The sequence below is a fragment of the Candidatus Izemoplasmatales bacterium genome, assembly GCA_041649275.1.
Lineage (GTDB): Bacteria > Bacillota_I > Bacilli_A > Izemoplasmatales > Hujiaoplasmataceae > UBA12489.
In genome coordinates, this window is record JBAZNL010000018.1 from 1 (window position 1) to 14,466 (window position 14,466).

The window sequence follows — 14,466 nt, forward strand, 5'->3', positions numbered from 1 at the left end:
GATCGACAAGTACGGCCTCTCGCAGACGTGGTCCGGCGTGATCATGGCGCTCGACAACGTGCTCGCCATCTTCCTGCTCCCGCTCTTCGGCGGACTCTCCGACAAGACGAAGACCAGATACGGAAGACGCACGCCGTACATCGTCTTCGGCACGATCGTCGCCGCCTTCGCGTTCGTCGCGCTCTCCTTCGCCGACAACTACCAGACCGCCCGGATCGAATCCACCGCCATCATCGACGACTACGACGATTATCTGGCGGAAAAGGACATCATGCTCCAGGCAATCTACAAGAGCGGCAATACGACCGCGAGATCCGTGCTGAACAAGGCCGAGGCCGACTACAACAACGGCAATATCACCGAGGAAGCTTACGACCAGGCCGTCGCGGATTACGCCGCGTGGTCCATCGCGTGGCCGGCCGCGATGGTCAAATGGAACCTGACCAACGACGACCTCCTGGCGGGGAAGCAGGCCGCGCTCGCGGCCGGCGAGATCTCCCAGGGCGCCTACGACCGCTGGTACGAGAACACCTACGAAGTCATGGAGGATATCAGCTGGCGCGCGGTCGCGACCGGCTACCTCACCCAGGCGGAGTATTCCTACTGGGCCGACGAGATCTACGACGGCGTCTATGACAGCAGCCTTTCCGAGGCGGCCTGGGAACTGACGGCGGCGAACCCCTTCAACTTCGTCGTCTTCGTCGCCCTCCTGCTCGTCGCCCTCGTCGCGATGGCGACCTTCCGCAGCCCCGCCGTCGCCCTCATGCCCGACGTCACGGTCAAGCCGCTGCGCTCGAAGGCGAACGCCATCATCAACCTGATGGGGACCTTCGGCGGCATCCTCTCGATCGCCCTGCTCGGCATCTTCGGCCTCTCCAATCGCTCCTACGTCGACTACACCTCCGGTTTCGTCACCGTCGGCGTGCTGATGCTCGTCTTCCTCGCGCTCTTCCTTTGGAAGGTCAAGGAACCGGCGCTCGTCGCCGAGAAGGAAGCCGACGACATCAAATACGGTCTCACCGAAGAGGACGAGGTCAAGGAATCCCATGAAACGATACAGGACCTTTCGCGCGAGAAACGGAATTCCCTGTACCTGATCCTCTTCTCCGTGTTCCTCTGGTTCATCGGCTATAACGCCGTCACCACGAAACTGTCCGACTACGCCCCGAAGGTTCTCGGCATGGGTTATTCGCTCCCGCTCCTGATCGCCCAGGGAGCCGCCCTCGTCGCCTTCGTCCCGATCGGCTTCCTCGCCACCAAGATCGGCCGCCGCAAGACGATCCTGATCGGCATCACGATCCTCTCGATCTGCTTCGGTTCCGTCTACTTCATCACCGAGACGACCAGCTCGCTCATGTACGTCATCTTCGCGATGACCGGCATCGGCTGGGCGACGATCAACGTGAACTCCTATCCGATGGTCGTCGAGCTCTCGAAGGGTTCGAACGTCGGAAAGTACACCGGATACTACTACACCTTCTCGATGGCGGCGCAGATCCTCACGCCGATCCTCTCCGGCATCCTGATGGACGTCTGGGGACGCAAGGTCCTCTTCCCGTACGCGACCCTGTTCGTCGCCGCGGCGTTCATCACGATGTTCTTCGTCAAGCACGGCGACGCGAAGATCGTCGACACCCGCTCCACGATCGAGAAACTCGGTCAGGAGATCGAATAGAACCCAGAAATCAAGGAAGGCCGACGCGTTGGCGCCGGCCTTCCTTTTTCTATTCCTTGGGAATGAAGAATTCGAATACCGCGTTCGAATAGCGCGACCGCATCATGTCGAGCGTCTCCTGCGAGCGGGCGGCGTAGCCGATGACGACGATCCCGTGCCTTTGGGCGCGGTCGCAGTATCGGTTCGGCATGTTCCGGACGCCGTAGTTGACGAAGTCCGGCCGGGCGACGAGGTTGAAGAAAAGATGCTTCATCGCGAACTTCAGGATCGGATTCATCTTCTCGTCGTCTTCGAAGAATTCGGAGATCTGGCCGCGGACGATCTCGGGATGGTTCTTGCGGAACCAGTTCACCGCACCGGGATGGAACGAGTGCATCGCCCAGACGCCTTCATATCCCGCCATGTCGCGGATGAACCATTCGCAGAGCGGCCGGTACGGACCGAATGGCTTGAGTTCGATCAGAAGCGGGACGCGGCCGGCGACGAACGCGAGGACTTCGGGCAGCGTGTGGATCCGTTCCTCGGTGCCGAGGATGCTGAGGTCGCGGACGTCCTCCCAGTCGACGTCGACGAGCCGGCGCGGATCGCCGCACAGGCGCTTCAGGTCCTTGTCGTGGAAGACGACGACGGTACCGTCGCGCAGGGCGTTCACGTCGCACTCGATGCCGTAGCCGGAATCGATCGCGGCCTGAAACGCCGCGAGCGTGTTCTCGGGGACATGCCCGTCGGCGGTGTGAAGGCCGCGATGGGCGATGAGGCGCGTCTTGATCCAGGTCAGATCCTTCGTCATGTCGATCCCTCCGAGTCTTGTCTCGTTCCATTATACCATCGGATCCCCCGACTCCGCACCGTAAAAAAGAAGTCGTCCGTTTGTTTTGCGGACGATGCGGCATCGATGGTATAATGATACCGTCTGGAGGGATACCATGGAAAACTTCCGTTTCTACAGCCCGACCGAATTCGTCTTCGGCAAAGACGCCGAGCGCGAGGTCGGCCATCTGCTCGTCAAGCACCATGCGACCCGCGCGCTCGTCCATTACGGCGGCGGCTCGGTCGTCCGCAGTGGTCTGCTTCAACGCGTCGAGGACGCGATGCGCGCCGCCGGTGTCGCATATGTCCCGTTCGGCGGCGCCGTCCCCAACCCGCGGAGCGGGCTCGTCTATCAGGGCATCGAACTCGCGCGCCGCGAACACGTCGATTTCGTGCTCGCCGTCGGCGGCGGTTCGGCGATCGACTCGGCCAAGGCGATCGCCCTCGGTGTCCGCTATCCGGGCGATTTCTGGGACCTTTACGACGGCAAGGCGCCGATCGTCGACGGCCTTCCCGTCGGCGTCGTCCTGACGATCCCCGCCGCCGGATCGGAGGCTTCCGCCTCGGCCGTCATCACCCACGAGAAGGGGATGCTGAAGCGGGGTGTGCTGAGCGACTTCAACCGCCCGAAGTTCGCCGTCGTCAATCCCGAACTGACCTATACGCTGCCGCCGTACCAGACGGCCGCAGGCGTCACCGACATGATGGCGCACATCTTCGAACGCTACTTGACGCGTTCGACCGGCGTCGAACTCACCGACCAGCTCTGCGAGGCGACGCTCCGCTCGATCGTGGACGCGGCCCGGATCGTGATGATGGAACCCGCGAACTACGATGCCCGCGCCACCATCTGTTGGGCCGGGACGATCGCCCACAACGGCTCGCTCGGCGTCGGCCGCGTCGAGGACTGGTCGACGCATGGACTCGAGCACGAACTCTCCGCCCTCTACGACGTCACCCACGGCGCCGGCCTCGCGGTGATGTTCCCGGCGTACATGAAGTATACCGTCGACGTCGACGTCGAACGCTACCGCCGTCTCGCGGTGAACGTCTGGGGCGTCGCGGACGATCCGAAGAACCCGCGCGCGGTCGCCCTCGCCGGCATCGCCGCCTTCGAAGCGTTCCTTTCCGAGATCGGGATGCCGACGCGGTTCGAAGGCATCGGCGCGCGGAAGGAAGACATCGAGACCCTCCTCGACAAGCTCGAGGTCAATCGCGGGAAGGTCCTCGGCCAATTCATGCGGCTGACCCGCGACGACGCCCGCAGGATCTATCTGCTCGCGTGCGAATGACGCCTTCGCCGTCCGGTTTCCGGACGGCTTTTCTATGAAAAGGGATCGGATCGTTTTCGCCGAATCCCGTTCCGCGCGTCTTGTGAAAACGCTTGAATTTTGGTACAATGGTGGGCAGAGGTGAAGTATATGAATGTAGGTTGTGTGAAAGAGATCAAAAAACTCGAGAGCCGCGTCGGGTTGACCCCGTCCGCGGCGCGCGAGTACGTGAATGCCGGCCACCGCGTGCTGATCGAAACGAACGCCGGGGCGATGTCGGGCTTTCCCGACGCCGACTACGTGAAGGCCGGTGCCGTCATCTGCGAAAAGGCCGAACAGGTCTGGAATCAGTCGGACATGATCGTCAAAGTCAAGGAACCCCTCGCGCCCGAATACCGTTTCTTCCGCGACGGGCTCGTTCTCTATACGTATCTCCATCTGGCCGCGGACGAGGAACTCACGAACGAACTCCTGAAGACCAAGGTCAAGGCCGTCGCCTACGAGACGATCGTCACCGACGACGGCGGGCTTCCCTGCCTCAAGCCGATGAGCGAGGTCGCCGGTCGTCTGGCGATCATCGAAGGCGCCAAGCGGCTGGAGAAGCCGTTCGGCGGATCCGGCATCCTCCTGTCCGGTGTGCCGGGCGTCGATCGCGGCAACGTCGTGATCGTCGGCGCCGGCGTGGTTGGCGAGAACGCCCTCAAGCTGGCCGTCGGGATGGAAGCCAACGTCACCGTCCTCGATGTCAATCTGAAGAAGCTCACCTATCTCGACGAACTCTACGGCAACCGCATCACGACCCTGTACAGCACCGCCGACAACATCGAGAAGTCGCTCGAGAAGGCCGATCTGGTCGTCTCCGGCGTGCTTCTCCCGGGCGCCAAGGCGCCGAAGCTGATCAAGCGCGCATACTACAAGAACATGCGCCCGGGATCGGTCATCGTCGACGTCGCGATCGACCAGGGCGGATCCACCGAAGTCTCGAAGGCGACATACCACGACGACCCCGTCTTCGTCGTCGACGGCATCAACCACTACTGCGTCGCCAACATGCCGGGCGCGGTTCCCAGAACCTCGACGATCGCCCTCAACAACGCCACCCTGCGCTACGGTCTGGCGATCGCCAACTTGGGTCTCGAGGCGGCCTATCGAGCCCAGAAACCGATCCGGATGGGCGTCAACACCTACGACGGCAGGTGCACCTGCAAGGGCGTCGCCGACGCGTTCGGAATCCCGTTCGTCGATCTCGCCTGAAAACCACGCATCCCGCCCCGCGGAAACGACCCTGTGTCGTTTCCGCGTTTTCTTTGTCGTCGCCGCGTGAAGTAAAGTGAATGGTGTTCCGAAGGCGGACGCTTAATAATAAACTACTGTTTACTTTAATCGGAGCGGGGTGTATAATGGGGATGTCCATGCATGAAGGGAGGAACCTTCCATGAAGTGCATCGTCACCGGCGCGACCGGCCACATCGGCAACGTCCTCGTCCGGGAACTCTACCATCACGGCTACGACATCCGCGCGATCGTCCTAAAAAACGACGACGCCACGATGATCGAACCGCTCGCGGAGATTGTCCGCGGGAACATCCTCGATTGCGCCTTCCTGGCGGAACACCTGCGCGACGCCGACGTCGTCTTCCATCTCGCCGGCATCGTCGAGATCGGTTCGGGGAAGAAGAACGCGATCATGAAGGTGAACGTCGAAGGCACGAAGAACGTGCTCGAAGCATGTCTGAAGAACGGCATCCCGCGCTTGGTCTACACCTCGAGCGTGCATGCGATCCCGGAACTGCCGAAGGACGAATGGATGCGGGAGATCGACGCCTTCGATCCCGCCAAGGTCCACGGTCTCTACGCCAAGTCGAAGGCGATGGCGACGGCCGCGGTCCTGGCGGCGAAGGATTCGCCGCTCGACGTCGTCGTGGTCCATCCCTCCGGCGTCATCGGTCCGTTCGACTACAAGCTCTCCAACGTCAGTCAGGTCTTCATCGACTATCTCTGCGGCCGGCTCACCGCGTATCTGTCCGGCGGCTACAACTTCGTCGACGTGCGGGACGTCGCGACCGGTATCCGGCTTGCGGCCGAGAAGGGCCGAAGAGGGGAATGCTACATCCTGTCGGGAAGCGAGATCACGGTGAAGGAACTGCTCGACGAGATCGCCGCGATCGAGGGGCGCAAGCGGATCCGCACCAAGCTCGCGTTCTGGTTCATCCTGGCGATGAGCTACTTCGCGGAGGCCTACTACAAGATCGTCAGGAGCAAGCCGCTCTTCACGCACTATTCGATCCTCGTCCTGCACTCGAACCGCCACTTCGACAACGGCAAGGCGGTGCGCGAACTCGGGTTTGCGACCCGCGACATCCGCGCGTCGATCCGCGACACCTACCGGTTCGCGGTCGAGTACTATCTCGAGAAGCACGGGCGCCGCTATCGCGTCAAGGCCGTCGGAAAAGGATGAATCACCGGTTTTCGAAGCGGGACATCGTCCCGCTTTTTCCATGGGCAGCGGAAGACGAAAATCTACGTCGGACGGCACGATTTGTGGTGACCGCGGCGGCCGTTTTTGATATAATCTAGATATCGATGGCTTTGGCTCGGGGTGATTCTCATGAAACCGTTCTTCACGCTTTCGTCGGTGTTCGCCGACCACATGGTGTTCCAGTCCGGAAAACCCGTCCGGCTCTTCGGTACCTGCCGCAAGAAGGTCGAACTGAAGGTCGACTGGAAGGGCGAACAGATCAAGTACCGGACCGAAGGAACGACATTCTTGATCGAACTCCCCTCCCTTCCCGTCACGAAGACGCCGTTTTCCTTCGCCGTCTCCTGCAAGAAGCAGGTCGTTGAGATCCGCGACTGCCTCGCCGGCGACGTGATCCTCTGCGGCGGCCAGTCGAACATGCAGTTCACCGTCAAGGACACGGTCTTCGAGACGCGTCCGAAGCCGAACCGCAACATCCGCTTCTATGAAGTTCCGAAACTCCCGTACGACAACGCCCACGTCGAGTTCCCGTGGCTCTACCAGTCGCATCCGAAATGGGTCGAGTGCGACAAAGATTCGGCCCTCTGGTTCTCGGCGATCGGCTATTACGTCTCCCAGAGTCTCCAGGAGGAGCTCGACGTCCCGATCGGCGTCATCTCCTGCAACAACGGCGATACCTCCGTCTTCACCTGGACGGCGATGGCGGATCTGTCGGACAATCCGGCGCTCGCCCGCTATCTGGCCGCGTACAGGACCGAACTGGCGAAGTATCCCAAGGCCGACGACTACGACAGGCTGTTCAAGGAACGTCTGCCCAAGCTGATGGAGTTCTGGGGCGAGATCGAGAAGGGCGTCGCCGCCGGGCTCTCCGGCGAGGAAGCCAACCGACAGGCCTACGAGAAGGTCGGCGACTCGACCCTGCCGATGGGTCCGAAGCACTGGAACCGCCCCGCCGGCGAGTTCGACACGATGCTCCGCACGGTCGTGCCGTTCACGATCAAGGCCGTCCTCTTCTATCAGGGCGAATCCGACCACCAGAACGCGGACCTCTACGAGCAGGCGTTCAAGACGATGATCCGCTCCTGGCGGAGGGTGTTCGACGACGCAACCCTGCCGTTCGTGTTCACCCAGGTTGCGGGGTATTCCTACCCGGGTCTGCCGGAACCCGGCATCGCCCTCGTCCGCGAGGCGCAGGCCGCATGCATCAATCTCGTCGACAACGTCTTCATGGCTTCGGCCGTCGACCTCGGCGAGGAGAACAACATCCATCCGAAGGACAAGCGCATCGTCGCCCAGCGCCTGCTCGACGTGCTCCTCGAGAAGGTCTACCGCAAGGGCAAGAACTCGCTCTCGCCCGCCCTCTTCAGCTATCAGTACGCCGAGGGCAAGCTGGTCGTCTACACCCAGTACAACGCCATGAACCTGGTGTCGCGATCGGGTCAGAACCTCGGGTTCACCGTCCTGTTCGAGAACGGCTGCGAGTTCGAAGCGGAAAAGGTCGAACTGACCGGCAACCAGATCATCGTCCGCAACATCAAGCATGCCGTCGAAGTCCGCCACAACTTCAAGAACTTCCCGCACTGCGACATCTATTCGGCCAACGAACTGCCCCTGCTTCCGTTCCGCATCAAGCTCAAATACTGATTCCTCGAAAACCGAAGGCGACTTCGGTTTTCTTCATTCCGTGTGCTATAATGGGTGAGGTGATTGCGATGAAGACGCTAGAGATCAGCGTCCGCGAGATCGCCGAGCTTTTGTTCGGAAGCGGAAACATCGCGAGCGAACGGATGCTCGCGGTCCGGGCGGAGGAAGGCACGGAAATCCATCAGTACTGGCAGGGGCGCTACGAGGCCGACGACCGGAAGGAAGTCTACGTGAAGACGGCCGTCGAGCACGACGGCTTCCGGCTCGAGGTCTCGGGACGGATCGACGGCGTCGTCACCCGCGGCGGCGCGCTCACGATCGAGGAGATCAAGTCGACGCACGACGACCTCGAATCGATCGACGAGACGACCTATCCGGCCCATCTCGTCCAGGCCAAGATCTACGGATACATGTACTGTCTCGAACACACCCTGCCCCGCATCGGCGTCCATCTCACCTACATCCGCGTCGAAGACCGCGCGGTCCGAACGATCGAGAAGTCGATCACCTTCAAGATGCTCGAGAAGCATTTCATGAAGATCGTCGCCCAGTACGTCGAATGGGCGAAGAAGCTCGACGACCACGAGGAAAACCGTCTCAAGTCGATTGCCGGACTCAACTTCCCCCACCCCGAGTATCGCGCCCACCAGCGCGAACTGATGGGACACGTCTACCGCACGATCGTCGACAAGGGGGTCCTCTACGCGACCGCGCCGACCGGCATCGGGAAGACCGTCGCAACCATGTTCGCATCCCTGAAGGCGATCAACCAGCCGCGCCAGAAACTCTTCTACCTGACCGCCAAGAACGACGGAAAGCGGATCGCGCTCGATACCGTCGCGCAGCTCGAGAAGAACGGGTTAATCGCGAAAACGTGCGAAATAACGGCGAAGGACAGCGTCTGCTTCCTGAAGGAGAGGGACTGCGATCCCGAGGTCTGCAAATACGCCAACGGGTATTACAGCCGGGTCTTCAAGGCGATCCGCGACATGTTCGACAACGGCTCCATCTACACCAAGGAGATGATCGCCGAGTTCGCCCGCAAGCATCGCGTCTGCCCGTTCGAGCTCTCGCTCGACGTCTCCAACTACGTCGACATCGTGGTCGCCGACTACAACTACGCCTTCGACCCGCTCGTCCACCTGATCCGCTATTTCGAGGATTCCGCCTACTCGCCGATCCTGCTCGTCGACGAGGCTCACAACCTCGTCTCGCGCAGCCGCGAGATGTACAGCGCGACCCTCACCCGCGAGCATTTCACGCGCCTGTCCGAGGTCTGCAGGTTCCTGAAACCCAGCCCCAAGAAGGAGATCGACCGGATCGTCGACCTCTTCGACGAGTACGAGACCGAACTGCTTGAGGTCGACTTCGTCCGCAAGGAGACCGTGAACGAGTACCTCGTCGCCGCCCTGAAGCGCCTGCTCGTCCGGCTCGACCAGATTCTCACCGAGACCGAGAAGATCCCGAACAAGAAGGAACTCACGAGCGTCTATTTCGACATCGTCCTCTTCAACAAGATCTTCGAATACTACAACGAGCGCTTCGTCTTCCTGCTCGAGAAGATCGACGGCGTCGTCGCCGTCTCGATCAAGTGCCTGAACGCCGCCGGCTTCATCCTCGACACCGCGAAGAACCGATCGCTGGCGAGTGTCTTCTTCAGCGCCACGCTCGAACCGATCCATTACTACAAGACGCTCCTCACCGAAGGCGAGGGCAAGGACGTGAAGATGCCTTCCGCGTTCCCGAGGGACAATCTCCTTCTGATCGCGGTCGACGACGTCTCGACCCGGTACAACGACCGCGAAGCCTCGATCGACAAGGTCATCGCCGTCGCCGAGGCGCTCGTCTCCGGCAAGAAGGGCAACTACATCGTCTTCTTCCCCTCCTACCTCTACCTGAACATGGTGAAGGACAAGTGGGACCTCGATCCGGACGAGTTCGAGGTCATCGTCCAGAAGCGCGAGATGACGCTTCGGGAGCGCACCGACACGGTCGACCTCTTCCGGACCGACACCGACCGGACCCAGATCGGCATGTTCGTGATGGGCGGCGTCTTCGGCGAATCGATCGACCTGATCGGCAACCGTCTCGCCGGCGTCCTGATCGTCGGCGTCGGCATCCCGATGATCGCTCCCTTCAACAACATCCTCAGGTCGCACTTCGATACGGAGTTCCAGGCCGGCTTCGACTTCGCCTACACCTTCCCCGGACTCAACAAGGTGATCCAGGCCGTCGGCCGCGTGATCCGAAGCGAGACCGACCGCGGCGTCGCGATCCTGCTCGACGACCGCTTCACCACCCGCCGGTACAGACAGCTCTATCCCAGGGAATGGAACCACCTGAGGACGATCAACGACGTCGACGAACTCGCGTCGACGATCGAACTCTTCTGGCAACCCGAATGCGAGGCGAAATCATGAAACGAAGACCGCGCCGGATCCTCCGCCGCGTCCTGATCGCGCTGATCCTGATCCTCGGCGTGCCGATCCTCACGCTCAACCTCACCTGGAACTTCTTCGGCCGCGAGACGACCGATGCCGACTACTCGGACTGGATGCTCGAGACCCTCGACGGGACGCGCCGCGTGATCGACGTCGCGATGCTCGGCGCCCACGACGCGATGACCTCCGACATCGGCTATTCGAGCAAGGTCGACCCGCTGTCCGCCGATTCGATTCAGACCGGCCTCACCGGAGCGCTGATCAAGGGCTTTTCAGTGAAGCAGTCGAAGACGCAGGTCTCGACGACCGCGGAGCTCCTCGCCCACGGCGTCCGCTATCTCGACGTGCGGCTCACGTTCGACGCCGCGACGGGCGTCTGGTGGACATCCCATTCGTACTACAGCAGACCGTTCACCCAGGACCTCGCGGACATCGAGGCGTTCCTCACCGAACATCCCGGCGAGTTCCTCCTGATCGACATCCAGCACGTCTACGGCGTCGACTACGACGACGAGGAGCCGGTCACCGACCTCCGGACCCTGCTTCAGGATTCCGGCGTCCTCGCCCGGGCCGTCCGCGACGATTCCGGCAAGACCCTCGCCGAATTCACGGTCGACGACGCGACCCTCTCGCAGAGCCGCGGATCCGTCTTCCTCTTCTCCAAGTTCACGGTCGCCGATCCGTACCTCTGGGACTATGTCGATTCGATCCGGTCGGCGTGGCCGAACACCGACGTTACCGACGAGGCGTTTTCCTTCCTCGACGACGAGGCGGAACGAATCGCCGCCGGAACCGCCCTCACGGGGAACCAAGTCTCCGACGCCGAGGGAATCGACAGCCGTCTCGGGATCCGCGTCATGCAGGGCGTCCTGACGATGCGGATGTCGGGCGACGGGATCCTGAAGGCGATCGGCGAATGGAGCCTCCTGTCCCGTGCCCGCGACTTCAACGCCGCCCTGATCGGGCAGGAAGAGTTCGCGATCTGGCTGATGGCGATGCCGGTCGTGATGGTCGATTACGCCGACACGAACCACGAAGGCTTCCTCGACGCGATCATGGCGCTGATCGAGTCCTACAACGGCGGCGTCGAGATCTAGGCGCAAACGCCCTCTCCTACGCGGGCGACGCGTGCTTTTTCAAGAGGAAAGACCATAAAAGCGGAAAGCGAAGGAATCCGGAACGATTTTCCTTGCTTTGCCGCTTTTTTTTTGATATGATATACAATGCCTGTGAAAACGGGCCGGCAATGACGCGTGAGGTTGCTGACACACACGTAGGCGTTGTTACATCAACGCGTACGCGAAGCCGTCAGGGAATTCACGCCAAGCCGAAGCATATACGAGAACGTATGCAAAGGAGGCAACACCATGGCATCAAATCAGGTCATCAGAATCAGACTGAAGTCCTACGATCACAGATTGCTGGACCAGTCGGCGAAAAAGATCGTCGACACCGCGAAGAAGACCGGCGCCGTCGTCTCGGGACCGATCCCGCTCCCGACGGAAAAGGAAATCTTCACCATCCTGCGCAGCCCGCACATCTACAAGGACTCCCGCGAGCAGTTCGAGCGCCGGACCCACAAGCGGCTCATCGACATCATCAATCCGTCGCCGCTCACCATCGATTCGTTGATGCATCTGGACCTTCCGTCCGGCGTCGACATCGTCTTGAAGTAATGCCGTTTCATCCAGCGCTGCGGCAGACGCATCTGGAATCTCATTCAGGAGGAAAACCATGTCAAAAGGCATCTTAGGAAGAAAAGTGGGCATGACCCAGGTCTTTGACGAAAACGGAAGACTGATTCCGGTCACCGTCATCGAAGTCACCCCGAACGTCGTCTTGCAGAAGAAGACGGTCGAAAACGACGGCTACGAAGCCGTCCAACTCGGCTTCATGGAGAAGCGCGCCAACCTCGTCAACAAACCCGATACGGGCCGCTTCGCGAAAGCCGGCACCACCCCCAAGCGCTATGTCAAGGAAATCCGCGGATCCGAGATGAACGGATACGAAGTCGGCCAGGAAGTCAAATGCGACATCTTCGCCGCCGGTGAGTTCGTCGACGTCACCGGAACATCCAAGGGCAAAGGCTACGCCGGCGTCATCAAGCGCCACAACGCCAAGCGCGGCCCGATGGCCCACGGTTCCAAATACCATCGCGGCGTCGGTTCGATGGGATCGATCCCGGCGCACCACATCCGTCCCGGCAAGAGAATGCCCGGACGCATGGGCGGAGAACAGGTCACCGTCCAGAACCTCGTGATCGTCGCGGCGGACGCCGACAAGAACGCCCTGCTCGTGCGGGGCAACGTCCCCGGCGCGATCAAGTCGCTCCTGGTCGTCAGACACGCCGTCAAGAAACACTGAAGGGAGGATTCGACATGCCTATCATTGCGATTTTGAACCAGACCGGACAAGCCGTCGGCGAAATCAGCCTGAACGACGCCGTCTTCGCGGTCGAACCGAACCAGCAGGTCGTCTATGACGTCGTGAAGGCCCAGAGAGCCGCCATGCGCCAAGGCACCAACAAGACCAAGACCCGCGCCGAAGTCAGCGGCGGCGGACGCAAGCCTTACCGCCAGAAGGGCACCGGCCGCGCCCGTCAGGGTTCCACCCGCGCCCCGCAGTGGGTCGGCGGCGCCATCATCTTCGGCCCGATCCCGCGCAGCTACGACTACAAGGTCAACCGGAAGATCCGCCGCCTCGCGATGCGGATCGTCCTGTCCGACAAGGTCCGCGAACAGAAATTCATCGTGCTCGACAACCTCGCCCTCGAGTCCTATAAGACCAAGGGAATGGTTTCCGTCCTCAACAATCTGAAGGTCGCCGGCAAGACCATGCTCATGCTCAACGACGTCGCCGAGTTCGTCGAGATCGCCTCGCGCAATCTCCCGAACGTACAAACTACGGTTTACGAACACGCAAGTGTATACGACGTCATGAACAACGCCTACATCGTCACCACCGCCGAAACCGTCAAGAAAATCGAAGAGGCTCTGCTGTAATCATGGACAAATACCAGATCGTGAAACGCCCCATCGTCACCGAAAAGTCCACCAAGCTGTCGGAAAAGAACAAGTACACGTTCGAAGTCGACAAGAACGCCAACAAGATCGAGATCAAGAACGCGATCGAAGAACTCTTCAACGTCAAAGTCGTCGCCGTCAACGTCATCAACGAAATCGCCAAGGCGAAGCGCGTCGGGACCCATTCCGGGTTCAAGCCCGCCGTCTCCAAGGCGATCGTCACCTTGGCCGAAGGCTCCAAGATCGACGTCTACAAGGCTTAACCAGGAGGATTGCCCATGGCCATCATCAAGTATAGACCGACAACCAACGGTCTGCGTACCATGTCGAAGCTCGACTATGCCGAGATCACTTCGACGACCCCAGAGAAGTCGTTGCTGGAAACCGTCAAGAAACAGGGCGGCCGCAACAACCAGGGCAAACTCACCGTCCGCCATCAGGGCGGCGGCGCCAAGCAGAAGTACCGCATCATCGACTTCAAGCGCGACAAGGACGGCATCCCCGGCCGCGTCGCCTCGATCGAGTATGATCCGAACCGCTCCGCCAACATCGCGCTGATCCACTACGCCGACGGCGAGAAGCGCTACATCCTCGCTCCGAAAGGCCTCTCCGTCGACCAGAAGATCGAGTCCGGCGCGAATGCCGACATCATCGTCGGCAACGCCCTCCCGATCATGAGCATCCCGGTCGGCACCGTGGTCCACAACATCGAGCTCCATCCCGGTCAGGGCGGCCAGCTGATTCGCGCCGCCGGCGCAGGCGCGCAGATCCTCGGCCGCGAGGACCGCTACGTCCTCGTCCGCCTCATGTCGACCGAAGTGCGCCGCATCCTCGGCGTCTGCAAGGCGACGATCGGCGAGGTCGGCAACGAGAACCATGAACTCGTCTCGCTCGGCAAGGCCGGCCGCAGACGCCACATGGGCGTCCGCCCGACGGTCCGCGGCTCGGTCATGAACCCGGTCGACCATCCGCACGGCGGCGGCGAAGGCAAGCAGCCGGTCGGTCATCCGTCCCCGATGTCCCCGTGGGGCAAGAAGACCCTCGGCAAACTCACCAGAAAACACAAACTCGCTAGCGACAAGCTGATCGTTAGACGTAGAACCAAGTAGGGGAGGAGGAACTC

At 61.2% G+C, this 14,466-nt stretch carries 13 protein-coding genes; 12 read left to right on the forward strand and 1 reads right to left on the reverse strand.

Features of this window, described 5'->3' with window-relative positions; translation table 11 throughout:
- Positions 1–1,675: MFS transporter (locus tag WC509_07820; protein MFA5007348.1), on the forward strand; the 1,675-nt coding region annotated here is incomplete at its 5' end.
- Positions 1,676–1,724: 49 nt separating this feature from the next.
- Here the strand turns inward: WC509_07820 and WC509_07825 are convergent.
- Entirely contained in the window at positions 1,725–2,465 is a 741-nt protein-coding gene (locus WC509_07825; protein ID MFA5007349.1) for a glycerophosphodiester phosphodiesterase family protein, read from the reverse strand.
- 136 nt (positions 2,466–2,601) lie between these two features.
- Here WC509_07825 and WC509_07830 point away from each other — a divergent pair, with 136 nt between their 5' ends.
- The 11 genes from WC509_07830 to rplB all read left to right on the forward strand — a co-directional run bounded on the left by WC509_07830 (position 2,602) and on the right by rplB (position 14,452).
- On the forward strand, positions 2,602–3,777 hold the full coding sequence (locus WC509_07830; protein MFA5007350.1) for an iron-containing alcohol dehydrogenase: 1,176 nt from the start codon (positions 2,602–2,604) through the stop codon (positions 3,775–3,777).
- A gap of 129 nt (positions 3,778–3,906) precedes the next feature.
- Entirely contained in the window at positions 3,907–5,010 is a 1,104-nt protein-coding gene (gene ald / locus WC509_07835) for an alanine dehydrogenase (GenBank protein MFA5007351.1), read from the forward strand.
- Positions 5,011–5,191: 181 nt separating this feature from the next.
- A complete protein-coding gene (locus tag WC509_07840) occupies positions 5,192–6,214 on the forward strand; it encodes an NAD-dependent epimerase/dehydratase family protein (protein MFA5007352.1) in 1,023 nt (340 codons plus the stop codon).
- A gap of 150 nt (positions 6,215–6,364) precedes the next feature.
- The gene (locus WC509_07845; protein MFA5007353.1) at positions 6,365–7,879 is read left to right on the forward strand and encodes a sialate O-acetylesterase; all 1,515 of its coding nucleotides are present in this window, start codon (positions 6,365–6,367) and stop codon (positions 7,877–7,879) included.
- Positions 7,880–7,947: 68 nt separating this feature from the next.
- On the forward strand, positions 7,948–10,299 hold the full coding sequence (locus WC509_07850) for a helicase C-terminal domain-containing protein (protein MFA5007354.1): 2,352 nt from the start codon (positions 7,948–7,950) through the stop codon (positions 10,297–10,299).
- The gene (locus WC509_07855) at positions 10,296–11,417 is read left to right on the forward strand and encodes a hypothetical protein (protein MFA5007355.1); all 1,122 of its coding nucleotides are present in this window, start codon (positions 10,296–10,298) and stop codon (positions 11,415–11,417) included. Before WC509_07850 ends, WC509_07855 begins: the two co-directional genes overlap by 4 nt.
- A 270-nt stretch (positions 11,418–11,687) precedes the next feature.
- On the forward strand, positions 11,688–11,996 hold the full coding sequence (gene rpsJ / locus WC509_07860) for a 30S ribosomal protein S10 (GenBank protein ID MFA5007356.1): 309 nt from the start codon (positions 11,688–11,690) through the stop codon (positions 11,994–11,996).
- 58 nt (positions 11,997–12,054) lie between these two features.
- Positions 12,055–12,684, forward strand: coding sequence for a 50S ribosomal protein L3 (gene rplC / locus WC509_07865; protein MFA5007357.1), 630 nt, complete (start codon positions 12,055–12,057; stop codon positions 12,682–12,684).
- Positions 12,685–12,698: 14 nt separating this feature from the next.
- On the forward strand, positions 12,699–13,322 hold the full coding sequence (gene rplD, locus WC509_07870; GenBank protein ID MFA5007358.1) for a 50S ribosomal protein L4: 624 nt from the start codon (positions 12,699–12,701) through the stop codon (positions 13,320–13,322).
- Positions 13,323–13,324: 2 nt separating this feature from the next.
- Positions 13,325–13,606 (forward strand): 50S ribosomal protein L23, encoded by a 282-nt coding sequence (gene rplW, locus WC509_07875; GenBank protein ID MFA5007359.1) that lies wholly within the window; start codon positions 13,325–13,327, stop codon positions 13,604–13,606.
- Between the two features lie 15 nt (positions 13,607–13,621).
- Positions 13,622–14,452, forward strand: a complete 831-nt coding sequence (gene rplB, locus WC509_07880; GenBank protein ID MFA5007360.1) for a 50S ribosomal protein L2 — start codon at positions 13,622–13,624, stop codon at positions 14,450–14,452.
- Positions 14,453–14,466 lie beyond the last annotated feature (14 nt).